This is a genomic window from Kitasatospora sp. NPDC001683 (assembly GCF_053596495.1).
Genome location: NZ_JBSFGK010000018.1, coordinates 42,467 through 63,596, shown reverse-complemented (window position 1 = coordinate 63,596; position 21,130 = coordinate 42,467). Strand labels below are relative to the sequence as shown.

At 73.5% G+C, this 21,130-nt stretch carries 24 protein-coding genes; 19 read left to right on the top strand and 5 right to left on the bottom strand.

Translation table 11 applies throughout. The annotated features are described in order from the left end of the window. Window positions 1-94: 94 nt before the first annotated feature. The 6 genes from ACWCYO_RS12640 (at window position 95) to ACWCYO_RS12615 (ending at window position 6,115) form a co-directional block, all read left to right on the top strand. Window positions 95-1,306 carry a tetratricopeptide repeat protein gene (locus ACWCYO_RS12640; protein WP_270142493.1) on the top strand — a complete coding sequence of 404 codons (1,212 nt, stop codon included), beginning with the start codon at window positions 95-97 and terminating at the stop codon, window positions 1,304-1,306. Window positions 1,307-1,357: 51 nt separating this feature from the next. Then, window positions 1,358-1,501 carry a hypothetical protein gene (locus tag ACWCYO_RS12635; protein ID WP_449784235.1) on the top strand — a complete coding sequence of 48 codons (144 nt, stop codon included), beginning with the start codon at window positions 1,358-1,360 and terminating at the stop codon, window positions 1,499-1,501. Window positions 1,502-1,698: 197 nt separating this feature from the next. Continuing rightward, a complete protein-coding gene (locus ACWCYO_RS12630) occupies window positions 1,699-2,511 on the top strand; it encodes a nucleotidyltransferase domain-containing protein (protein WP_270142491.1) in 813 nt (270 codons plus the stop codon). Window positions 2,512-2,633: 122 nt separating this feature from the next. Continuing rightward, a complete protein-coding gene (locus tag ACWCYO_RS12625) occupies window positions 2,634-3,839 on the top strand; it encodes a glycosyltransferase (RefSeq protein ID WP_449784234.1) in 1,206 nt (401 codons plus the stop codon). 49 nt (window positions 3,840-3,888) lie between these two features. After that, window positions 3,889-4,773: a bifunctional helix-turn-helix transcriptional regulator/GNAT family N-acetyltransferase gene (locus tag ACWCYO_RS12620; protein ID WP_449784233.1), complete on the top strand. Its 885-nt coding sequence runs from the start codon at window positions 3,889-3,891 to the stop codon at window positions 4,771-4,773. 583 nt (window positions 4,774-5,356) lie between these two features. Beyond that, on the top strand, window positions 5,357-6,115 hold the full coding sequence (locus ACWCYO_RS12615) for an alpha/beta fold hydrolase (RefSeq protein WP_449784232.1): 759 nt from the start codon (window positions 5,357-5,359) through the stop codon (window positions 6,113-6,115). Window positions 6,116-6,264: 149 nt separating this feature from the next. On the opposite strand, the gene ACWCYO_RS12610 is transcribed toward ACWCYO_RS12615, so the two are convergent. Beyond that, complete coding sequence (locus tag ACWCYO_RS12610; RefSeq protein WP_449784231.1) at window positions 6,265-7,773, bottom strand: PQQ-binding-like beta-propeller repeat protein; 1,509 nt, start codon at window positions 7,771-7,773, stop codon at window positions 6,265-6,267. Window positions 7,774-7,908: 135 nt separating this feature from the next. Between ACWCYO_RS12610 and ACWCYO_RS12605 the strand changes: the two genes are divergently transcribed. From ACWCYO_RS12605 to ACWCYO_RS12565, 9 genes are all read left to right on the top strand, one after another. Then, window positions 7,909-8,649: a dienelactone hydrolase family protein gene (locus tag ACWCYO_RS12605; RefSeq protein WP_270142483.1), complete on the top strand. Its 741-nt coding sequence runs from the start codon at window positions 7,909-7,911 to the stop codon at window positions 8,647-8,649. A gap of 413 nt (window positions 8,650-9,062) precedes the next feature. After that, window positions 9,063-9,488, top strand: coding sequence for an urea transporter (locus tag ACWCYO_RS12600; protein WP_449784230.1), 426 nt, complete (start codon window positions 9,063-9,065; stop codon window positions 9,486-9,488). 98 nt (window positions 9,489-9,586) lie between these two features. After that, on the top strand, window positions 9,587-9,892 hold the full coding sequence (locus ACWCYO_RS12595; protein ID WP_033349169.1) for an urease subunit gamma: 306 nt from the start codon (window positions 9,587-9,589) through the stop codon (window positions 9,890-9,892). Window positions 9,893-9,895: 3 nt separating this feature from the next. Beyond that, window positions 9,896-10,714 carry a sirohydrochlorin chelatase gene (locus ACWCYO_RS12590; protein WP_449784229.1) on the top strand — a complete coding sequence of 273 codons (819 nt, stop codon included), beginning with the start codon at window positions 9,896-9,898 and terminating at the stop codon, window positions 10,712-10,714. Window positions 10,715-10,737: 23 nt separating this feature from the next. Beyond that, complete coding sequence (locus tag ACWCYO_RS12585) at window positions 10,738-11,181, top strand: urease subunit beta (RefSeq protein ID WP_449784228.1); 444 nt, start codon at window positions 10,738-10,740, stop codon at window positions 11,179-11,181. Further along, on the top strand, window positions 11,181-12,905 hold the full coding sequence (gene ureC, locus ACWCYO_RS12580) for an urease subunit alpha (RefSeq protein WP_270142475.1): 1,725 nt from the start codon (window positions 11,181-11,183) through the stop codon (window positions 12,903-12,905). Before ACWCYO_RS12585 ends, ureC begins: the two co-directional genes overlap by 1 nt. Beyond that, window positions 12,902-13,606, top strand: coding sequence for an urease accessory protein UreF (locus ACWCYO_RS12575; RefSeq protein ID WP_270142473.1), 705 nt, complete (start codon window positions 12,902-12,904; stop codon window positions 13,604-13,606). The genes ureC and ACWCYO_RS12575 overlap by 4 nt, the downstream gene beginning before the upstream one ends. Before the next feature lie 26 nt (window positions 13,607-13,632). Then, the gene (gene ureG / locus ACWCYO_RS12570; protein WP_449784227.1) at window positions 13,633-14,253 is read left to right on the top strand and encodes an urease accessory protein UreG; all 621 of its coding nucleotides are present in this window, start codon (window positions 13,633-13,635) and stop codon (window positions 14,251-14,253) included. After that, entirely contained in the window at window positions 14,250-15,218 is a 969-nt protein-coding gene (locus ACWCYO_RS12565; protein ID WP_449784226.1) for an urease accessory protein UreD, read from the top strand. Before ureG ends, ACWCYO_RS12565 begins: the two co-directional genes overlap by 4 nt. Here ACWCYO_RS12565 and ACWCYO_RS12560 read toward each other — a convergent pair. Next, window positions 15,215-15,685: a MarR family winged helix-turn-helix transcriptional regulator gene (locus tag ACWCYO_RS12560; protein ID WP_270142470.1), complete on the bottom strand. Its 471-nt coding sequence runs from the start codon at window positions 15,683-15,685 to the stop codon at window positions 15,215-15,217. The two genes, ACWCYO_RS12565 and ACWCYO_RS12560, sit on opposite strands and share 4 nt — an antisense overlap. A gap of 68 nt (window positions 15,686-15,753) precedes the next feature. Between ACWCYO_RS12560 and ACWCYO_RS12555 the strand changes: the two genes are divergently transcribed. Then, window positions 15,754-16,629 (top strand): NmrA/HSCARG family protein, encoded by an 876-nt coding sequence (locus ACWCYO_RS12555; protein WP_449784225.1) that lies wholly within the window; start codon window positions 15,754-15,756, stop codon window positions 16,627-16,629. A gap of 22 nt (window positions 16,630-16,651) precedes the next feature. Next, complete coding sequence (locus ACWCYO_RS12550) at window positions 16,652-16,978, top strand: hypothetical protein (protein ID WP_449784224.1); 327 nt, start codon at window positions 16,652-16,654, stop codon at window positions 16,976-16,978. 12 nt (window positions 16,979-16,990) lie between these two features. Here the strand turns inward: ACWCYO_RS12550 and ACWCYO_RS12545 are convergent, their stop codons facing one another. The 3 genes from ACWCYO_RS12545 to ACWCYO_RS12535 all read right to left on the bottom strand — a co-directional run bounded on the left by ACWCYO_RS12545 (window position 16,991) and on the right by ACWCYO_RS12535 (window position 19,047). After that, window positions 16,991-17,416, bottom strand: a complete 426-nt coding sequence (locus ACWCYO_RS12545; RefSeq protein WP_449784223.1) for a protein-tyrosine phosphatase family protein — start codon at window positions 17,414-17,416, stop codon at window positions 16,991-16,993. Between the two features lie 8 nt (window positions 17,417-17,424). Further along, the gene (locus tag ACWCYO_RS12540; RefSeq protein ID WP_333493443.1) at window positions 17,425-17,646 is read right to left on the bottom strand and encodes an SDR family NAD(P)-dependent oxidoreductase; all 222 of its coding nucleotides are present in this window, start codon (window positions 17,644-17,646) and stop codon (window positions 17,425-17,427) included. Window positions 17,647-17,712: 66 nt separating this feature from the next. Beyond that, window positions 17,713-19,047: a LuxR C-terminal-related transcriptional regulator gene (locus tag ACWCYO_RS12535; RefSeq protein ID WP_449784222.1), complete on the bottom strand. Its 1,335-nt coding sequence runs from the start codon at window positions 19,045-19,047 to the stop codon at window positions 17,713-17,715. A 163-nt stretch (window positions 19,048-19,210) separates the two neighbouring features. Between ACWCYO_RS12535 and ACWCYO_RS12530 the strand changes: the two genes are divergently transcribed. Both ACWCYO_RS12530 and ACWCYO_RS12525 read left to right on the top strand, forming a co-directional pair. Continuing rightward, on the top strand, window positions 19,211-20,140 hold the full coding sequence (locus tag ACWCYO_RS12530; RefSeq protein WP_270142464.1) for an NADP-dependent oxidoreductase: 930 nt from the start codon (window positions 19,211-19,213) through the stop codon (window positions 20,138-20,140). A gap of 176 nt (window positions 20,141-20,316) precedes the next feature. Then, window positions 20,317-21,093, top strand: a complete 777-nt coding sequence (locus tag ACWCYO_RS12525) for an SDR family NAD(P)-dependent oxidoreductase (protein ID WP_449784221.1) — start codon at window positions 20,317-20,319, stop codon at window positions 21,091-21,093. The last annotated feature ends 37 nt before the right edge of the window (window positions 21,094-21,130 follow it).

The following is a 21,130-nucleotide window of genomic DNA, read 5'->3' as shown; positions in this document are numbered from 1 at the left end:
TCGATCCACCGGAGCCCGATTGGCAGTTGATGGATCCAGCAGCAGGGCCGATGGTAGGTACTTCGGGTGCGTGGTACGTCAACAGGAGTGGCACATGGGCATATTCGGGCGGAAGAAGAAGCAGTCATCGCCGGCCGGGCTCGACATCGGCGGCGGGATGCGCCTGCACATCGAGGCCTCGCCGCAGGAGATCAAGCGGATGGTCAAGGACCTCCGGGTCCGGGCCGAGGCCGGGGACGTCGAGGCGATGGCCGACCTGGGGCGGATGCTCGAGTACCAGGGCAAGCTGGAGGAGGCCATGCTGTGGCACCAGCGGGCCGCCGTCGCCGGTGACGTGGACTCGGCCGCCTGGCTCGCCGACCGACTGCTCAAACTGGGGCAGACCGAGACGGGCCTCGACTACCTGCGCCGCGCCGCCCGCGGTGGACACCTCTCGGCCACCTTCAACCTCGGTGCCATCCTGCTGAGTCAGGACCAGAACAGCGAGGAGGGCGCCCGCTGGATGCTGCGCGCCGCGGAGGCGGGCCACCAGAAGGCGATCGACTACCTCGGCATCGACATGGCCAAGGTCCGGGCCACCCGGGAGGACGTCGCCCGGGACGTCGCCAAGGCCGAGCAGGGCGACGCCGAGGCCGCGCACCGGGCGGCGAGGGTGCTGCTGGACCTCGGCGAGGGCGAGCAGGCCGAGCGCATGCTGGAGATCGCCGCGAACGGCGGGATCGCCGACGCCGCATGGGAGTTGGCGCTGCGAGTGCACGACCGCGGCGACACCCCGCGGGCCGTGGAACTGCTGGAGCAGGCCGGTCGCAACGGGCGCGCCGGGGGTGCCAAGCTCGCCGGGATCTGGCTGTACACCGAAGGCCAACCGGCGGCCGCGGTGCCGCTGCTGCGCCGGGCGGTCGCGGAGGGGGAGGAACTGCTCACCCCGGTGCTCGGCGCCGCCCTCAGCGCCGCGGGCGACTTGGACGGCGCGGAGGCGGTACTGCGCCCGTCGGCCGAGGCGGGCGACTGGCAGGCGCAGTACAACCTGCTGGCCGTCCTCCAGCAGAAGGCGGCGCGTACGGGCGGTGACCAGACGACCGAGGAGATGTGGAGTCTGCTCTCCCGGGCCACGGTCGGTCTGCACGCACAGGCCCAGGAACGCCTGGACGCCGGAGAGCCGCAGCGGGCGATCGACCTGCTGCTGATCGGCGCCCGGGCGGGCGACCCGGCGGCCCAACGGTCCCTGGGAGAGCTGCTGTTGTCCATCGACCCGAAGGATCCCGAGGGGAAGGAGTGGCTGCGGCGCTCGGGCGGCCGGCGCTGACGGCCGGAATTCCCGGACAGGGGGCGGCCGGGGTGGGCCCATGATGGCGCCATGGACGCCGTGTTCACCCTGGCCTGGCAGTACGCCGCCGGTCAGCTGCTCCCCGAGGACCTGCCGATGGCCGCCGCCGAAACTGCTGGCGGTCGGCGAGGTTTCGCCCGCCCTGTGCAACCTCGCGGGGCGGGGCCGGGGTGAGCCGACCGCCGAGCTGGAGGAGCTGTTCCGGGAGGCGATGGCCGAACTCGGTGTCCCCGTACCGGACGAGGCCTGGCCGAGCGCTCCCGGGAACGCCGCTGGAGCGGGAAGTCGGCCGCGCCGACTTCCCGCTCCGAATTCTCGCGCCGCGCGAATCCGCTGGCCCGGCGGCCCGTCCAGCCGTCAGACTGCCCGTCATGCAAGGGATCGACGAACACATCGAGGAGATGGCGGCCCGACTCGCCGACGTACCGGGCGTGGTGGGGGTGATGCTCGGCGGGAGCCGGGCGCGCGGGGAGCACCGGCCGGAGTCGGACTGGGACCTCGGCGTCTACTACCGCGGCGAGCCCGATCTCGCCGCGCTGCGGGCGCTGGCCGGGCCGGAGGTGGAGGTGGCCGGGCCGGGCGGCTGGGGGCCGTGGGTGAACGGCGGGGCGTGGCTGCGCGTCGACGGAGTCGCCGTGGACTGGATCCTGCGGGACCTCGACCGGGTCGAGCGGGTGTGGGCGGACTGCCGGGCCGGTCGGTACGAGGTCGGGGTGCAGGCCGGTCACCCGCTGGGGTTCTGGTCGCCGTGCTACCCCGGCGAGGTCGCGCTCGGGCGCGTACTCGCCGACCCTGCAGGGGAGTTGGCCGCCCTCCAGGCGCAGACCGTCCGGTACCCGGAGCCGCTCCGCGACGCCCTGACGGGTGGGGCGTGGGAGGCGGAGTTCCTGGTCGGGGTCGCGGCGAAGGGCGCGGCCCGGGGCGACACCCTGTACGTCTCGCTCTGCCTCTCCCGGGCGATGGGCGTGTTGGTGCAGGCGCTGTACGCGCGCGATCGCCGCTGGTGCCTCAACGAGAAGGGAGCGCTGGCCGTCGCCGAACAATTCCCCGGCGTGCCAGCGGACTTCGGGGCACGGGTGGGTCGACTGCTGGGTGCTGCGGGGCAGACCCCCGAGGTGCTGACCGCGACGGTGGACCGGGCACGGGAGTTGGTCGGGGAGGTAGTGGCCGTCCTGCGCGGATGACCGCACGCGCTTTCCGCCACTCTCAACTTATAGCGCACGGGGGGCCTTGCCGCAAGGCCCCGGTCATGTCGCAGAATCTCCAACTCCAGGGCGGTCCCTGGGTGAACGGGAGGAATGACGACATGCGAGTGGTGCTGTCCACGTACGGGTCGCGCGGCGACGTCCAGCCGCTGGCGGGTCTCGCGGTGGAGCTGCGGAAACTCGGCGCGCAGGTGCGGGTGTGCGCGCCGCCGGACGAGGAGTTCGCGCAGCGGCTGGCCGCCGTCGGCGTCGAGCTGGTGCCTGTGGGGGGCTCGGTGCGGGGCCTGGTGAGCGGGACGCCGCCGGCACCGGAGGACTTCCCCCGCCGGGTGGCCGCGCTGGTCGCGCAGTTCCACGAGGCGGTCGCGGCGGTGGCCGAGCCGGGCGGCATCGTGCTGGCCACCGGGATCTTCCCGGCCGTGGCCGGGGCGCAGGCGGCAGCGGAGTCGGTGGGCGCGCGCTTCGCGTGCGTCGCCCTCCAGCCGACCATGCTGCCCTCCCCGCAGCACCGGCCGTTCGAGTACCCGAGCCAGCCGTACCGGGCTGGGCTGACCGACAACCGGGAGCTCTGGGAGGACAACATCCGGACCATGAACGCGCTGTTCCGCGAGCAGGTCAACGCCCACCGGGCGTCGGTCGGCCTGCCGACCGTGGACAACGTGCGCGACCACGTCTTCACCGACCGCGCCTGGCTGGCCACGGACCAGGTGCTCGACCCCTGGCGGCAGTCCACCGACCGCGAGGTCGTGCAGACCGGCGCCTGGCTGCTGGCGGACGAACGCCCGCTGCCCGCCGACCTGTCGGCGTTCCTGGACGCGGGCGAGCCCCCGGTGTACGTGGGCTTCGGCAGCATGCCGATGCGCGGCGCGCCGGGCGCCGCCCGGGTCGCCGTCGAGGCGGTCCGGGCGCACGGGCGGCGCGTCGTGCTCGCCCGGGGCTGGGCCGAACTGGCGCCGACCGACGGCGGGGCGGACTGCTTCGCCGTCGGCGAGGTCAACCAGCAGGCGCTGTTCCCCCGGGTCGCCGCCGTCGTCCACCACGGCGGTGCGGGCACCACCACCGCGGCCGCGCTGGCGGGCGCCCCGCAGGTGGTGGTGCCGCAGATCGTGGACCAGCCGTACTGGGCCGGGCGGGTCGCCGAGCTGGGCATCGGAGTCGCCCACGAGGGGGCCGTCCCGACGGTCGAGTCGCTGTCCGCCGCCCTCGGGCAGGCCCTGACGCCGGAGGTCGGCGCGCGTGCGGCGGTCGTCGCGGGCGAGGTCCGCACCGACGGCGCGGAGGTCGCGGCGAAGCTGCTGCTGGGCTGAGAGGAGACGTCCCCTGGCGCCGCAGCAATTCCCTGACTAAGGTCAGAGAATGGATGCGGCGCAGATTCAGCAGGTGCGGCGATTCAACCGCACCGTCACCCAACGCGTGGGCGTGCTCCACGACCACTACCTCGGCCAGGACCGGCCCGTCGGCGAAGCCCGGCTGCTCTGGGAGATCGGTGAACAGGGCCAGGACGTACGGCAGTTGCGCGAACGCCTCGGACTCGACTCCGGATACGTCAGCCGGCTGCTGCGCTCCCTGGAGACCGCCGGCCTGGTCACCGTCGAACCCCACCCCCAGGACCGGCGGGTCCGCAGCGTCCGGCTCACCGCCACCGGCCGCACCGAACGCGCCGCACTCGACACCCGCAGCGACGAACTCGCCGCCTCCCTCCTCGAACCGCTCAACACCGCCCAACGGTCCCGGCTCACCGCCGCCATGGCCGAGGTCGAGCGGCTGCTCACCGCCGCGACCGTCACCCTCGACACCGTCGACCCGGACCACCCCGACGCCCGGCACTGCCTGCGCTCCTACTACGCCGAACTCCAGGAACGCTTCGACACCGGCTTCGACCCCGCCCACAGCCTCCTGCCCGACGCCGGTGAACTCCGCCCACCCCGCGGCCTCCTGCTGGTCGCCCGCCTGCACGGCGAACCCGTCGGCTGTGCCGGCCTCAAACTCCCGCCCGACGCCCCCGCCGAGATCAAACGCATGTGGGTCGCCCCCCGAGCCCGCGGCCTCGGCCTCGGCCGCCGCTTCCTCGCCGAACTCGAAGCGAGGGCCGCGGACCACGGCCGCACCGTCCTGCGCCTCGACACCAACAAGGCCCTCACCGCCGCGATCGGCCTCTACCACTCCGCCGGCTTCCACGAAGTCCCCGCCTTCAACGACGAGTTGTACGCCCACCACTGGTTCGAGAAGCGGATCGGCTGAGCGGGAGCGGGAAGTCGGCGCCACCGGCTCCCCGCGCCCGTCTCCCTGTCGCGCGCCGCAGGGCGAGGTGGGCCAGCCAGGCCAGGCCGAAGGTGAAGGGTGCGGCGGTGTCGTCGGCCGGGCCGGGGACGGCGGTGCAGACGGCCAGGACGGCCAGCGGCAGCCAGACCCGCAGGAGCAGTCGGGGGGCAAGCCCGCTGTTGGGTAGGAGCGTTGCGGCAACCGGAACGAGGAAGCCGGCCGCTGCGAGCGGGATCGTCAGGCCCGTGTGCTTCACCGCCTCGAACACCGCCCAGGCGAGCAGGAACAGTCCGAGCCCGCCCCATCCACACCGGACCGCCCACGGCGCCCGCGTCCTCTGAACCGTCACCCCTTCACGGAAGCACACCACTGCCAGTCACGCGTCACACCACAGGTGGAGTCAGTACGTCAGGAATCGCCCCCTGGAGCGGCCGTCTCCCACTGTTCACGGCAAAGCCGGAGATACGCCGCGATGCCCTCCGGGGTGCGACGGGTCGCGCCATCGGATTCCCGCTCTTAAGTGGCTCGCGTCCGAGCGGTCCCGCTGGCTACCATCCGCCGAATGATCCTCTCTCACGACGATGCAGGTACCGGGCCGGCCGTTCTGCTGCTGCACTCCTCGGTGTGCGACCGGCGGATGTGGGACCCGCAGTGGCAGGCCCTCCTCGACGCCGGGCACCGCGTCGTCCGCTGCGACTTCCGCGGCTACGGCGACACCCCGCTCGCCGACGGCCCCTACGGCGCCGCGGCCGACGTGCTCGCCCTGCTCGACCACCTGGGCATCCGGAGCACCGCCCTGATCGGCGCCTCCTACGGCGGCCGGATCGCCCTCACCGCGGCGGCCCTGCGGCCGGAGGCGGTCACGGCCCTCGCCCTGCTCGGCGCCGGTCGGCCGGGCCACGAACCCACCGAGACCCTGCTCGCCTTCGGCGCGCAGGAGGACGAACTGCTCGAGGCGGGCGAGGTCGAGGCCGCCGTCGAACTCAACGTCCGCACCTGGCTGGGCCCGGAGGCCGACGAGGAGACCCGCGAGCTCGTCCGCCGGATGCAGCGCCACAACTTCGAGGTGCAGCTGGAGGCGACGGGCGGCCCGGACAAGGAGGACGTCGACCTCGCCCGGATCACCGCTCCCACCCTGGCCGTCTCCGGCGCCCACGACCTCCCCGACTTCCGCCGGATCGCCGCCGAACTCCCGGCCCTCCTCCCGAACGCCCGGCACCTCGAACTGCCCTGGGCCGGCCACCTTCCGAACCTGGAACGGCCGGAGGAGGTGACCGCGCTCCTGACGGACTTCCTGCGGGAGTCGTCGGCGGAGCGGTAGGGGCGGGCGCGGCCCGGAGCAGGAAGTCGGCGGGGCCGACTTCCTGCTCCGCCGTCGTAGGCGGTTCGCCGGAATCCGGGCGGCTCGAGCCGCCGCTGCTCGGGAGCAGTAGCCCGCCGAAGTCCATTCGATGATGGGCGAGTTGGCCGTCAGCGCGCTCCCTGGGCGAGCGAGCAGTCCAGGATCCGGCCGTCGCCCGTGCCCACGAGCAGCCGTCCAGGTCCGGCGATGGTGAGGGCGGTCGGTACGGCCGTGACCGCGCCGATCGTGAGGTGGTGGCGTACGGCGGTGCCGTCCCGCAGGTCGAGGGCGACGAGTTCGCCGTCCTCGTAGCCGACGTACGCGAAGCGCTCGTCGGCGTCGAGCGCGGTCGCCTTCCGGTCGGTCCGGAAGACCCAGAGCGGTGCGCCGCCGACCGCCTCGCGCCGCACCACGAACGAGCCGCCCGGTTGCAGGCCGCGGCCGTCGTACACGGTGCCGGCGTGGACCAGGCCGCCGTCCGGGAGTTCGACGCCGGGGCCGGCGAAGTGGGTCTCGCCGGGCGTGAAGGCGTAGCGGTACTGCCGGCGGAACGCCGTCCGGCTGGGCTGGTGCGGGTCCTCGCCGGGCGGGCCGTTGCGGCGAGGGTTCGGCAGGCCGGCCGTGGCGAGCCACTCCGTGCGGCCGCTCGTCCGGACGTAGGCCCGGCTGCCGCGTCGCACGTGCAGGCGGCTGCGCCCGCCGTTGCCGCCAGCGGGGACGAGCGCCGGCCGGCCGTCCCGGCACCGCACCAGCGACACCGGACCGGAGGGCTCGATCCGGCCGAGTTCCGCGCCGTCCGTGAGCGAGAGCCGGACCACGGTCTGCGCGGGCGCGTCCCACCCCCACGGCACCGGACCGGCCGCCCACGCCGACCGCCCGTCCCCGGCCACCACCAGGTCGCGGCCGCCCCACTCGTCCGGCACGGCCCACTGCCGTTCCCCCGAGGGCAGCCAGGACTCCAGCACGACCGGGTCGAGCGCGGCGAGGATCCTGCCGTCCGGCAGTTCCTCGACCGCGCGGACGCTGTGCCGCGGATCCCAGTCGGCGCTCAGCCCGGACAGCGCCTGGCGGGCGTCCTCCCGGCGGTCGGGGCGCGGAGCGGGCACCCGGGGGCCGGCGAGCTCCTCCGCGGTGATCGACCCGGGCGGCACGGCCCGCCAGTCGGGCCGGCGCACCACCGCGACGTGCCCGCTGACGTGCGCCTCGTAGTCCTGCCAGTCGTCCGGTGGTGACATCAGCACCCGCAGCGCCTGTTCGTCGAGCCACTCCAGGTCCAGCACCTCCCGGCCGGCCCAGTGCTCGAGGAGCGAGTCGGCGGCGCCCGTCTCCAGGTCCAGCAGCAGCAACTCGCCCTGGAAGTGGTACCCGCCGTCGTAGCTTCCGGTGCCGACGGCCAGGAGCGGGAGCCCGGGGTGGAAGGCCATCGTGTGCACCGGGTACCGGGAGTGGAGCAGGGCCCAGCAGGTCAAGTCGTCGGTGCCGTAGACGCCGACCGGCGAGACGACCCGGTGTTCGCAGGATCCGGCCACGGCCAGCAGGCCGCAGGGCTGGTCGGCGACGGCGAGGGCGGGTTCGCCGACCTCGGCGAAGGGGCGGTCGCCGAGGATCCGGTCGATGCGCAGGAGCGGGGTGGTCATGCGGATGATCGTCTCAAGGGGCGTTGTGCTACGGGAGTCGGGCACGAACCACAGGCCGGCGCCGCGCCCCGGCGACTGCCGGCCAGGCGGTGGAAAGAGCGGACTCGAACGTGTGTCGGGCGCCATCATGGGTGGGTGCACTTCACTTCGGAGACCAGCTCGGACGGCGTCTCGGAACGCCGCTTCGTCCATGACGGTGTGCCCGGCGTGCTCTGGCACCCGGCCGGATCCGCCCTCGGCGCACGGCCGTTGGTGCTGCTGGCGCACGGTGGCGGGCAGCACAAGCTGGGGCCGCGGGACCGGGCCCGGCGGTGCGCGGCGCGGTACGGGTGGGCGGCGGTGGCGATCGACGCGCCCGGGCACGGCGAGCGGGAGCGCACCGCGCAGGACGAGCGGTTCGCCACCGAGGTCGGGGAGTTGCTGGCGGCCGGGCGGCCGATCAGCGCGTGGGTGGCGCGGCACACGGCGGCGCTCGCGGAGCGGGCCGTGCCGGAGTGGCGGGCGGTGCTGGACGCGCTGGAGGCTCTGGACGGCGAGGGCCTCGGGCCGGTCGGGTACTGGGGGCTGTCGCTCGGGACGGTGATCGGCATCCCGCTCGCGGCGGTCGAACCGCGGATCCGGGCCGCCGTGTTCGGGCTGGCGGGCCACGCCTCGCTGGTGGAGTCGGCCGGGCGGCTGAGCGTGCCGGTGCGGTTCGTCCTCCAGTGGGACGACGAACTCCAGCCGCGCGAGGCGGCGTTGGCGCTGTACGGCGCGCTGGGTTCGCGGGAGAAGACGCTGCACGCCAACCCCGGGGGCCACCTGGCGGTGCCCGAGTTCGAGGTGGAGTCCGCAGAGCGGTTCCTCGGGTGTCATCTGCCCTGTGGAGCCCGCTGACGGACTCCGGCGCGGCTGCGCCCCGGAGTCAGCACGTTTCCGTCACACGCCTCCCGCGCTTCACGGTGTTCTCACGGCTTCGGGGGTCCACATTGTCGTGGTGACGGGAATTTGTCACATATTGGCCGGCGTGCTCGTATTCCGGCATCTGTCAGCGGTGAGTAAAACTTCGCAAAGAATTGCCCTCCTCAAGCGCCTGTCCGGAAGCTTGATTCAACAGAATGTTGCAGCTCAGAGGGGCGGTGGTCACGCTACGTGGATTTGGCATAACCGTCAGTTCCCGTTTCGGTCGGCAATCCGCAGGAGTACGGTTCCCAACGAATCGCCGAACGTACCGGGAATTGGTGCGCTGCATGGGTCAACAAAAGGGTGGGGAAGGGGCCTTCGGGGCCACCCGTCCGATATCCGTCAAGTTGGTCGCCGAAGTCCTGCGCGGTGTCGCCCAGGTCGATTTCATGCCGTCCGCCGTGTGCGGGCTCTTCTTCGTCGCCGCACTGTTCGCCGCCGGCTGGCAGTACGGCCTCTGCAGCCTGCTCGGCAGCACCGTCTCCACCGCCGTCGGGTACGGCCTCGGGCTGCGGCGGGAAACCGTCGAGGCCGGTCTGGTCGGGTACAACGGGTGCCTGGTGGCGCTCGGCTGGGCGGTGTTCCTCGGCCCGGGCCGCCCCGTCACGGTCGTGGTCGCGGCGCTGGGCGCCGCCGTCGCGGCGGTGCTGACCGCGGGGCTCGGCGCGATCACCGCGCCGTTCGGCGGCCACGCCTTCACATGGCCGTTCGTGCTGACCACCATGCTGTTCCTGGCGGCGGTACCGGTGATTCCCCGGCTGCGCCGGGTCTGATCCCGCGAGCGCCTGAACCCGGCATTCCGCCACCCAACTGCCCGGCATTTCATCGGACTTGCAATTCGTCGGTTTCTCGGAAAGGAGGAGTGGTTCCCGTGAATCTCTCCCCGCGTGAGATGGACAAGCTCTACATCTACGTCGTCGCCGATCTGGCCCGCAAACGCCGTGACCGCGGCGTCAAGCTCAACTACAGCGAGGCCTGCGCGCTGATCAGCGAGGCCATCATGGAGGGCGCCCGGGACGGCCGCACCGTCGCCGAGTGCATGGAGATCGGCAAGCAGGTCGTCAGCAACGCCGACGTCATGCCCGGCGTGCGCGAGATGCTGCCGCTGCTCCAGGTCGAGGCCGCGTTCCTGGACGGCACCAAGCTGGTCTCCTGCCACGACCCGGTGGGTGCCTGAGCGATGACCGCACCTCAGCCTGCGGTGGTCGTCCTGGCCGGCGGGCACGAGAGCGGCGGCGGCCGCGACCTGGCCGCCCTGGTCCAAGGCGAGCCGGCGGGACACGCGCCAGTGGTGCTCGCCGCGGCGACCGCCGGGAGGCCGCTCGCCGAAGCCGTCCGCTCGGCCCTGGCGGCCGGCGACGCACCGGTGTGCGTCGTCCCGATGACCCTCGGACGGGACCCGAAACTGGTCGCCGACACCGCCCGCGCCCTGCGCTGGCTCGCCACCGGCGAGGGCCGCGGACGGCTCGCGCTCACCGCGCCCTTCGGCGCCGCCGAGCACCTGATCGGCTGGCTGCGCGCCGCCGCGGCCTCGGCCGGCAACGGGGACGCCGTCCTCGTCACCGCCCCGGCGGCCGGCCCCTTCGAGGACGCCGAACTGTTCCGGATCGCCCGCCTGGTCCGCCAGTACGGGCGGCACCGACTGGTCGAGGTGGCCCTCGCGGGCGGCGACCCGAGCCCGGCCGAGGGCGCCGAACGCTGCCGCCTGCTCGGCGCGGAGAGGATCACGGCCGTCCCGGCCTCCTTCGGCCCGGCTCTGCCCGCCGGCCCGCTCGAGGGCGTACGGGACGGCGGCCCGCTGCTGCGGCCGTCCGCGATCGGCGGCGTGATCGCCGCCCGCACGGCGGCCGCGCTGCACCTGCTCGGCCATGGCGAGGACGGCATCCGGGCCGGTCTGGACGCCGAGCACGGCCACGGCTACGCCCACAGCCACGGCCCGGGCGAAAACCACCATCACAGCCACAGCAGCAACCACCCCCACACCCACACCCCCCACTGAACCGGCAGAGAGGAAGGCCAGCCATGTCTGGTGGCGCCGCGTACCTGTACGGCGACGACCCGGTGGAGATCAACGCCGGCCGAGCCAAGGCCACCATCACGGTCAGCAACACGGGCGACCGGGCGATCCAGGTCGGTTCCCACTACCACTTCTTCGAGGCCAACCGGGCCCTCGACTTCGACCGCAACGCCGCCTTCGGCAAGCACCTCGACATCCCGGCCGGCACCGCCGTCCGCTTCGAGCCCGGCGACACCAAGGACGTCACGCTCGCCGAGTTCGGCGGGCACCGCCGCCTGGTCGGCTTCAGCAACCTCGTGGACGGCGGCATCACCGCGCGCGACACCCGCGCCCGCGCCATCGACCGGGCGATCGCCCTCGGTTTCAAGGGCGCCAACCTCGACCACAAGGACGACGAACCCAGCGCGGGGCAGTACCGCACACACCACCGGAACGAAGGCGACCGCTGATGGCCATCCTGTCCCGCAAGCAGTACACCGACCTCTTCGGCCCCACCGTCGGTGACCGCTTCCACCTCGCCGACACCAACCTCGTGGTCGAGGTCGAGCAGGACTTCAACCAGGGCCACTACGGCGACGAGGCCGTCTACGGCGGCGGCAAGGGCATCCGCGACGGCATGGCCCAGGACCCGGCCGCCACCGCCGGCCAGGGCGCGCTCGACCTGGTCATCACCAACGTCGTCGTGCTGGACCCGGTGCTCGGCGTCGTCAAGGGTGACATCGGCGTCAAGGACGGCTTCATCGCCGCCGTCGGCAAGGCCGGCAACCCGCACACCCAGAGCGGGGTGCACCCCAAGCTGGTGATCGGCCCCGGCACCGAGGTGATCTCCGGCGAGCACCTGATCGCCACCGCCGGCGGCATCGACACCCACATCCACTTCATCGCCCCGCAGCAGGCGCAGGAAGCGCTGAGCAACGGCATCACCACCCTGATCGGCGGCGGCACCGGCCCGTCCGACGGCACCAACGGCACCACCTGTACGCCCGGCCCGTGGAACATCGGCCGGATGTACCAGGCGGTCGAGGACCTCCCGGTCAACGTCGGCCTGCTCGGCAAGGGCAACGGCTCGCTGCCGGGCGCGCTGCGGGAGCAGGTCGAGGCGGGCGTGTGCGGGCTCAAGGTGCACGAGGACTGGGGCAGCACCCCGGCGGCCATCGACAGCGCGCTGAGCGTCGCCGACGAGTACGACGTGCAGGTGGCCATCCACACCGACACCCTGAACGAGTCCGGCTTCTTCGAGGACACCCTGTCCGCGATCGACGGCCGCACCATCCACACCTTCCACACCGAGGGCGCGGGCGGCGGCCACGCCCCCGACATCATGCGGATCGCCGGCGAGCCCAACGTGCTGCCGTCCTCCACCAACCCGACCCTGCCCTACACCGTCAACTCGGTCGACGAGCTGCTGGACATGGTGATGGTCTGCCACCACCTCAGCCACGACATCCCCGAGGACGTCTCCTTCGCCGACTCCCGGGTGCGCGCCGAGACCATCGCCGCCGAGACCGTGCTGCACGACGAGGGCGTCATCTCGATCTTCTCCTCCGACTCCCAGGCCATGGGCCGGATCGGGGAGTCCTTCACCCGCGCCTTCCAGACCGCCCACCACTGCAAGGAGCAGCGCGGCAAGCTGGCCGGCGACACCGAGCGCAACGACAACTTCCGGGTGCTGCGCTACCTCGCCAAGCTCACCATCAACCCGGCGATCGCCTCCGGCACCGCCGAGCACATCGGCTCGCTGGAGCCCGGCAAGCTGGCCGACATCGTGCTCTGGCCGATCAACTCCTTCGGCGCCAAGCCCAAGATGGTGATCAAGGGCGGCGTCATCAACTGGGCCCTGATGGGTGACCCGAACGCCTCGCTGCCCACCCCGCAGCCGGTCTACTACCGCCCGATGTACGGCGCGTTCGGCCGGGCCAAGCAGGCCACCCGGATCAGCTTCATGTCCCAGGCCGCCGTCGACCTCGGCGTGCCGGCGCAACTCGGCCTGGACAGCCGGGTGTTGCCGGTGCGGCACTGCCGCTCGGTCGGCAAGCAGCACATGCTGCGCAACGACGCCCTGCCGAAGATCGCGGTCGACCCGGAGACCTACAAGGTCACCCTGGACGGCGAGCCCGCCACCATCGAGCCGGCCCGCGAACTGCCGCTCAACCACCTGTTCTACCTCGCGTGAGCAGCCTCCCGGGAGACGGGCTGGACGCCCTGCTGGTCAGCCTCCAGCTGACCGACTCCGCCTTCCCCAGCGGCTTCTACACCCTCTCGCACGGCCTGGAGGGCTACGCCCAGGCGAAGGCCGTCACCCCCGACACCGTGCCCGAGCTGCTCGCCGACCTGCTGCGGCACGGCGTCGGACCGTCCGACGCGACGGCGCTGGCGCTGGCCCACCGGGCCGCCTCGGAAGGCGACTGGGAACTGCTGGTCGAGCTCGACCAGCGACTGCACGCCACCAAGCTCAACCGCGAGCTGAGGCTCGCCGCCACCCGCACCGGACGCCAACTCCTGGACATCGCCCGGGAGTCGGTGGGCGGCGAGCCGCTCGAGCGGTACGCGGAACTGGTCGCCGCCAAGCGCGCCCCCGGCTGCCAGGCGGTGGCCGCCGGGGTCGCCTACGCCTCGGCCGCCGTACCGGTCGAACAGGCCGTCGCCAGCGACCTGTTCGCCTTCTGCGCCAGCTTCGTCGGCGCCGCGCTGCGGCTGCGGCTGACCGACCACCGCAGGGCGCAGGTGGTGCTGCGGGCCGCCGCCCCGGTGATCCGGGAGGTGGTGGCGGCCGCGCTGGTGCGGGAGCCGGCCGACCTCGGCGGCTGCGTACCGATCGCGGACGCGATGTCCGGGCGGCACGAGCGGGCCGAGGCCCGGCTGTTCGCGAGCTGAACACCCCTACGACCGAAGGAAATCCCATGACCGACAACGTGCTCCGGGTGGGCATCGGCGGACCGGTCGGCTCCGGCAAGACGGCGCTGATCGAGGCGCTGGTGCCGGTGCTGATCGCGCGCGGCCACCGCCCGGCGGTCATCACCAACGACATCTACACCCAGGAGGACGCCCAGCACGTCCGCCGCACCCTCGCCGGGGTGCTCGACCCCGAGCGGGTGGTCGGCGTCGAGACCGGTGCCTGCCCGCACACCGCCGTACGGGACGACCCGACCATGAACCTCGCCGCCGGGGCCGAGATGCTGGAGCGCTTCCCCGACGTCGACACCCTGCTGTACGAGTCCGGCGGCGACAACCTCACGCTGACCTTCAGCCCGGTGCTGGTCGACCTCTTCCTGTTCGTCCTGGACACCGCCGAGGGCGAGAAGATGCCCCGCAAGCGCGGCCCGGGCATCACCGAGTCGGAGCTGCTGGTCATCAACAAGATCGACATCGCCCAGTACGTCCGCGCCGACCTCGGCATCATGGAGTCCGACGCCCGCCGGGTGCGCGAGGGCGGGCCGGTGGTGCTCACCAACTGCCTGACCGGGGAAGGGCTGGAGTCCATCGCAGCCTTCCTGGAGACCTTCCGGAAGGTCGCGGCGTGACGGCTGGTCGCGGCGTGACGGCTGCACCGGTGGCCGCCCCGCCCCGGCTCGACCCCCGGCACTACGAGCCGGCCCGCGTCCCGTACGAGGTCCGCCGGCACGCCGGGACGCCCGACACCCTCGCGGTCGGGCGCCCCGGCAAGGTCGGGCTGCTGGAACTGGCCTTCGAGCGGATCGGCGGGCGCACCGAACTCACCGGCCACTACCAGAAGTCGCCGCTGCAGATCATGCGCCCGCTCCACTTCGACCCGGCCCGCCCCGACCTCGCCGTCACCCTGCTGATGTCCACCGGGGGCGGCATCCTCCAGGCCGACCGGCTGCGCACCGACATCCGCTGCGGCGCCGACACGGCCGTCCACCTGACCACCCAGGCGGCCACCAAGGTCTACCGGATGGAGCACGACTACGCGACCCAACTGGTCAACCTGGCGGCCGGGCCGGGCGCCTACGTGGAGTACCTGCCCGAGCCGGTGATCCCCTTCGTCGACTCGCGCTTCTACCAGCGCACCGTCCTGACCGTCGACGCCGGGGCGACGGTGCTGGCCGGCGAGACCGTGCTGGCCGGCCGCCTCGCCCGGGGCGAGCGCAACGCCTACCAGGTGTTCGCCTCCGACCTCGAAGTGCGGCGCCCGTCAGGAGAGTTGGTGGCCCTGGACACGGTACGGCTGGAGCCTGCCGGGGGCGGCGTGGCCGGCCCGGCCGTGCTCGGCGGGCACGACGTGATGTCCAGCCTGTACGTGCTCAGCCCGCTCGCCCCGGCGGCCCGGATCGCCGACGTGCTGCACGAGGCGCTGGCGGGGAGCGGACTGCTGTACGGGGTCAGCGTGCTGCCGCAGGACAGCGGCGCCTGGCTGCGGCTGCTCGACTCCGACACCCGGGCCTGCGCGGCCGCCCTGCGGGCGGCCTGGGACGCGGTGCGGCGGCTGCTGATCGGGGCGCCGGCGCCGGACCTGCGGAAGACCTAGCGGTCCTGGTCGGCGAGGCGGGCGATCTGCCGGTGGCTGAGCTCGACCGTACGGTTCATGTGCCTCAGCAGGAAGGCGAGTTCGTCCTCGCTGTCCTCGGCGAAGACGGCCGCCCAGTCGGCGCCGAGGCTGCGCCACACCTCCCCGAAGCGGGTCAGCGCCTCGGGGAGGACGGCGACCAGCACCCGGCGGCGGTCCGCCTCGTCCCGCCGCCGGACCACCAGGCCGGCCTTCTCCAGCCGGTCGACCAGGCGGGTCGCCGAGCCGCTGGTGAGCCCGGTCAGCTCGGCGATCCGGCCGGTGGTGACCGGGCCGTCCTCCAGGGTGAGCAGGTTGAGGCACTGGACGTCGGTCGGGTGCATGCCGAGGTGGTCGGCGACGGCCTGGTTGAACAGCACGTAGGAGGCCAGGTAGCGGCGTGAGACCGGCCAGAGCCGGGCCATCAGCTCGTCGCGGGTGGGCGTCATGGGGCCAGGGTAACCGGCCGACCGGAAATAAGTTGCGCCACGCAGAGATCTCTTCATATATTGACTGCATGACGCAGATAAATGCCAAGCTTCCCGTCGCCGTCACCGGCGCCACCGGCGCCCAGGGCGGCGCAACGGCCCGCGCCCTGCTCCGGACCGGATGCCCGGTCCGCGCCCTCACTCGCGACACCGACTCCGCATCCGCCCGCGAACTCTCCTCGCTCGGAGCCGAGTTGGTGCGCGCGGACTTCGACGACCCGGCCTCGCTGACCGCCGCCCTCGACGGCGCCGGCGCACTGTTCGCGATGTCCAGCCCGTTCGGGACCGACCTCGACACCGAGGTCCGCCAGGGCATCGCCCTGCTCGACGCGGCGGCCGCCACCACCGGCCTGCGGCACGTCGTGTTCACCTCCGCCACCAACGCCGACCGCTCCACCGGTATCCCGCACTTCGACTCCAAGCAGCGCATCGAACAGCACCTCGCCGGCCTCGACCTGCCCTGGACCGTCATCGGCCCGGCCGCCTTCCTGGACAACTACGCCAACGACTGGACCCTCGAGTCCCTGCGCGAGGGCGTCTTCCACCTCCCCATGCCGCCCGGCGTCCCCCTCCCGGTGATCGCCGCCGAGACCATCGGCGCCTTCGCCGCCCACGTCCTCACCCACCCGGACGCCTACGCGGGCAAGCGCATCGACATCGCCTCGCAGTGGTGCACCGGCGAACAGATCGCCGCAGCGATCACCGCCGCCAGCGGGCGGCCGATCCGCTGCCAGGAGGTGCCGCTGTCCGTCGTCGAGACCTACTCCGAGGACCTCGCCGCCATGTTCCGCTACTTCCAGGAGGTCGGCCTCGACATCGACACCGACACCCTGTACGCCGAGCACCCGACCGTCGAATGGCGCAGCTTGGAAGACTGGGCCGCCGGACAGCCCTGGGACCTGTGAGGCGCGGGCGTATCGTCGCCGGGTGAGATCGAAGAGAGCACGCCGCATCCACGTCGACGGCCATGACTACCGCTGGGTGGTCCGCCTCCGCGACACCGCCCACGTGGACGTGCGCATCTGGCTCGACCGGCCGGGCGGGCCGTACCGGCCGCTCCTCGCGACGCGGCGCTTCGACAACCCGTGGCTGCACTACGGGGTGCTGCTGACCGCCCCGCCCGAACGGATCGACGAGGTCTTCCGGTTGGAGCCGGTCAAGCCCGCCCTGGTCGCCGACCTGATCCGGGCTGGCCTCGAGGCCGGTTGGCGGCCGGAGGAGAGGGGCGCCGCGCTGGTCCTCGCGGAGGAGTGACGGGCATCGAGCCTAGGCCAGCCGTTCCACGAACTTCCGCTGCCAGGGCGTCTCCACCGCGTGCCGGCTGTAGTGCTCCCGCACGTACGCGACCGCCTCCTTCGCCAGTACGCCGTCCAGCACCGCGATGCACGCGAGCGCCGTGCCGGTGCGCCCCCGTCCGCCCGCGCAGGCGAGTTCGACGCGTTCGTCGGCGCACCGCTCCCAGGCCTGCCGGAAGGCGTCGGCCGCGTCCGCGCGGTCCGCCGGCAGGCGGAAGTCGGGCCAGCGGACCCAGCGGCTCTCCCAGGGCAGGGGCTGCGGCTCGCGCCCCAGCAGGTAGATGCCGAAGTCGGGCGGCGGCCCGGGCGGCAGCGGGTTGCGGACGCCGCGGCCGCGCAGCAGGCGGCCGGAGGGGAGTTGCAGCACGCCGGGGGTGGAAGGGTCCCAGGTGGTCATGTCAGCTCTCAGATGCCGGCGTGGCCGATGAGCTTCAGGCTGCGCTCCCACAGTTCCGTCCGGGCCCGCTGATCGGCGATCTCCTCGGCCGTGCGGTCGAGCCGGCCCTGGTCGCGGCCGTGCAACAGGACGGTGTCGCCCTCGGCGGCGAGGCGGTGGGCGAGGGCGCGGCCGAGGCCGTCGGTGGCACCGGTGATGAGGATGGTCCGCGGTGGGGCGGGCGGGGTCATCGGGACTCCTGTCATCGGCTGCCATCGGCTGTGGCGGCCGTCATCGGGCGGGGCGGCGGAACCGGTTCAGGATGCCACGTGCAGCCGCGCGGCGCCGGGCATCCCGGCGCGGTGGGCCAGCGCGGCCGCCTCGCCGCGCGAGCCGACGCCCAACTTGGCCAGGATGTTGGCGACGTGGAACTTCACCGTGGATTCGCTGATGTGCAGCGCCGCGGCGATGTCCCGGTTGCGGCGGCCCTGCGCCAGCTGGTCGAGCACCTCCAGCTCGCGGGGCTGGAGCCCGTCCAGCGGGTCGGTGGCGGCGGTGGGCGAGGGCAGGCCGAGCGGCAGGTCGACCGTCACCGTGGTTCCCCAGCCGGGGACGGATTCGACGTCGTAGCGGCCGCCGAGGGCGGCGATCCGGTCGGCGGTGCGGTGGACGGTGAGGGCGTCGGCGGCGAGCAGCCCGAGGCCGTCGTCGCGCACCACCGCGCGCAGTGCGCCGTCCGCCGCGAACTGCCAACTCAGGTGCAGCCGGGTGGGTTTCTCCTGGTCCAGCATCAGCATGACGGCGACCCGCACGGCGTCCCGGGCGGTGTGGGCGGTGTCCGCGGGGACGGACCGGGTGGCGTCCGCCGGGGGCGCGAGGTCGAGCCGGACCCGGGTGTGCCGCAGCAGCGGACGCAGTTCGCGGGCGAGCCGGGCGAAGGCGGCGTCGGCGGGTTCCTCGCTGAGGGCCCGGTCGAGGTCGGCGGCGCGGCGCAGGTCGAGCAGGGCGGTGACGGCGAGTTCGGTGGCGGCCCGGCGGGCGGCGGCGTCGTCCAGGTCGGTCGAGCGCAGCGGGGCGAGGACGGCGCTGAGCGCCGCGCCGTGGGTGCCGGTGAACTCGGCGATCGCCCGGGCGCGGGCGTTGGCGGCGGCCCGGGAGACCGCCGCGTGGGTGGGGGCGGCGTCGGTGGCGCGGTGGTCGGTGTGGGCGACGGCCAGCTCCCAGAACCGCTGGAGCAGGGCGAGCGCGCGCGGGTCCACCGGGTCGGCGTGCGCCCGGACGAGGACCAGGACGGCGCTGCCGTCGCTGCCCGGGCCGGTCGCGGCGGTCACCACCACCGGACGTACGCCTCCGGCGAGTTCGCCCTCACCCTGCCAGGGGTGACCGGTCGCGGTCGTTCCGGCGGCGTGCTCGGCCAGCCGGGACAGGTCCAGTCCGGTGACCTGGTCGGCCAGTTCGGGAGGCCCGTAGGCGTGCGTGGGGGAGAACGTGCAGATGCCGTTGAGCTGCGCGATCACCTCGTACGGCACGAGCGTGGCGATCACCTCGCCGAGCCGCCGCAGCACGTCCGGCCGGGGGGTGCGCAGCACCTCGACGGCCCGGGCCAGGGCGTCCTCGGGGCGGCTCCAGTGCTCCTGCCAGGTCTGGTCCATGCCTCGACCCTAACCCGTGGCGGCCGGCGGCGGCCCGTCCCTTCGGCCAGGTCGAACCGTCCGAAAGACCGGCCGGGCGCCGGGCCGTGACGTCGCAGCATGGAAGTCGTCGGAAGCAACCAACCCCCGGGACGACTCCCGGAAACCGCAAGGGATTCCTGCCATGACCAAGGCGATCGCCTTCCCGCAGTACGGCGGCGCGGACGTGCTGCGCACCATCGACGTCGAGCTGCCCGCCCCCGGGCCCGGCCAGGTCCGGGTCGCGGTCCGCGCGGTGGGTGTCAACCCGATCGACCACCGGCAGCGCAGCGGCGAGCTGCACTCGCTCTTCCCGGCAGTCTTCCCCGCCGTGCCCGGCTACGAGGTGTCCGGCGTGGTCGAGGCGGTCGGCGCGGAGGTGACCGGCTTCGCGCCCGGCGACGAGGTGTTCGGCGGCCTGATGGGCGGCGGCTACGCCGAGCAGGCGCTGCTCGACGCGGACGAGCTGGCGCTCAAGCCCGCCACGCTGAGCTGGGAGGAGGCCGCCGCGATCCCGGTGGGGGCCGAGACCAGCGAGCGGGCGCTGGACGTCCTCGGCGTCCGGCCGGGGGAGACCCTGCTGGTGCACGGCGCGGCCGGCGGGGTCGGCACGGTGCTGCTGCAGTTCGCCCGGGCGCGCGGCATCACCGTGGTCGGCACCGCGAGCGAGGCCAACCACGCCCACCTGCGCGAGCTCGGCGCGATCCCGGTGACGTACGGCGAGGGCCTGGCCGAGCGGGTGCGGGCGGCCGCCCCGGGCGGGGTGGACCGGGCGTTGGACGCGGTCGGGAAGGGCGACGTGCTGCCGCTGTCGATCGAGCTGACCGGCAGTGCGGACCGGGTGCTGACGATCGCGGACTTCGCGGGCGCCGCGCAGTACGGCGTCCGCTTCAACGGCGGTGCCGAGGGCGTCGAGTCCTACCACCGGCCCGCCTTCGCCGCCGCGCTCGCCCTGCACGAGGCAGGCACCCTGCGGCTGCCGCTGCACCGGGTGCTCCCGCTGGCGCAGGCGGCCGAGGCGCACCGGATCAGCGAGCACGGGCACCTGCGGGGGAAGATCGTGCTCACCGTCTGACCCGCGGGGCACGGGGGTCCCGACTGACCCGCGGCGCGGGTGCTCACCGACTGACCCTCGGCGCGGGTGGTCCCGTCCGACCAGCGGCGCGGATGGTCCCGTCCGACCAGCGGCGCGGATGGTCCCGCCCCGCCGAAACCCGGTGCCGCGCCGCCGCGCTCGGTAGAGTCCCGTCCATGGTGACTTTGAACGCGGCGGGGCGGCTGGCCGGCCGCTCCTGCGTGGTGACCGGCGCGGCCAGCGGCATCGGCCGGGCCGTCGCCGAACGCTTCGTCCGGGAGGGCGCGTCGGTGGTCGCCACCGACCTGGACGCGGAGGGGCTGCGCCGCCTGGCCGGGCGGTTCCCGGACGCCGTCAGCACGGTGGTCGGGGACGTGGCCCGAGAGGAGGACGCCCGACGGATGGTCCGGGCGGCCGTCGAGCGGCACGGGCGGCTCGACGTGCTGGTGGCCAACGCCGGGGTGATCCCGCTGATGGAGATCACCGAGGCCACCGCCGAGGACTGGGACCAGGTGATGGCCGTGGACGGTCGCGGCATGTTCCTCACCTGCAAGTACGCGATCGAGGCGATGACCGCCCAGGAACGGCCCGGCGGCTCGATCGTCTGCCTGTCCTCCATCTCCGGCGAGGCCGGTCAGCGCGGCCAGGCGGTGTACGGGCCCGCCAAGTTCGTCGCCTCGGGGCTGACCAAGCACCTCGCCGTCGAATGGGCGGATCGCGGCATCCGGGTCAACGCCGTCGCCCCCGGCACGATCGCCACCGAGCGGGTCGCCCGGCTGCGGGACGAGCCCGGCGGGACGGAGTACCTGGAGGCGATCGAGAAGCTGCACCCGATGGGCCGCCTCGGCGACCCGGCCGAGGTCGCCGCCGCCGTGCTCTTCCTGGCCTCCGACGACGCCTCCTTCATCACCGGGGCCGTCCTGCCGGTCGACGGCGGGTACCTGGCGCAGTAGCGGGCTGCTGACCGTAGGGCTCCTGACACTACGGCTC

Coding starts and splice junctions, on each gene's coding strand:
- ACWCYO_RS12535 (WP_449784222.1), bottom strand. CDS start 19,047: ATGGACCAGACCTGGCAGGAGCACTGGAGCCGCCCCGAGGACGCCCTG.
- ACWCYO_RS12590 (WP_449784229.1), top strand. CDS start 9,896: ATGACCGCACCTCAGCCTGCGGTGGTCGTCCTGGCCGGCGGGCACGAG.
- ACWCYO_RS12560 (WP_270142470.1), bottom strand. CDS start 15,685: ATGACGCCCACCCGCGACGAGCTGATGGCCCGGCTCTGGCCGGTCTCA.
- ACWCYO_RS12640 (WP_270142493.1), top strand. CDS start 95: ATGGGCATATTCGGGCGGAAGAAGAAGCAGTCATCGCCGGCCGGGCTC.
- ACWCYO_RS12620 (WP_449784233.1), top strand. CDS start 3,889: ATGGATGCGGCGCAGATTCAGCAGGTGCGGCGATTCAACCGCACCGTC.
- ACWCYO_RS12630 (WP_270142491.1), top strand. CDS start 1,699: ATGCAAGGGATCGACGAACACATCGAGGAGATGGCGGCCCGACTCGCC.
- ACWCYO_RS12635 (WP_449784235.1), top strand. CDS start 1,358: ATGGACGCCGTGTTCACCCTGGCCTGGCAGTACGCCGCCGGTCAGCTG.
- ACWCYO_RS12610 (WP_449784231.1), bottom strand. CDS start 7,773: ATGACCACCCCGCTCCTGCGCATCGACCGGATCCTCGGCGACCGCCCC.
- ACWCYO_RS12540 (WP_333493443.1), bottom strand. CDS start 17,646: ATGACCCCGCCCGCCCCACCGCGGACCATCCTCATCACCGGTGCCACC.
- ACWCYO_RS12525 (WP_449784221.1), top strand. CDS start 20,317: ATGGTGACTTTGAACGCGGCGGGGCGGCTGGCCGGCCGCTCCTGCGTG.
- ACWCYO_RS12530 (WP_270142464.1), top strand. CDS start 19,211: ATGACCAAGGCGATCGCCTTCCCGCAGTACGGCGGCGCGGACGTGCTG.
- ureG (WP_449784227.1), top strand. CDS start 13,633: ATGACCGACAACGTGCTCCGGGTGGGCATCGGCGGACCGGTCGGCTCC.
- ACWCYO_RS12615 (WP_449784232.1), top strand. CDS start 5,357: ATGATCCTCTCTCACGACGATGCAGGTACCGGGCCGGCCGTTCTGCTG.
- ACWCYO_RS12625 (WP_449784234.1), top strand. CDS start 2,634: ATGCGAGTGGTGCTGTCCACGTACGGGTCGCGCGGCGACGTCCAGCCG.
- ACWCYO_RS12555 (WP_449784225.1), top strand. CDS start 15,754: ATGACGCAGATAAATGCCAAGCTTCCCGTCGCCGTCACCGGCGCCACC.
- ureC (WP_270142475.1), top strand. CDS start 11,181: ATGGCCATCCTGTCCCGCAAGCAGTACACCGACCTCTTCGGCCCCACC.
- ACWCYO_RS12585 (WP_449784228.1), top strand. CDS start 10,738: ATGTCTGGTGGCGCCGCGTACCTGTACGGCGACGACCCGGTGGAGATC.
- ACWCYO_RS12545 (WP_449784223.1), bottom strand. CDS start 17,416: ATGACCACCTGGGACCCTTCCACCCCCGGCGTGCTGCAACTCCCCTCC.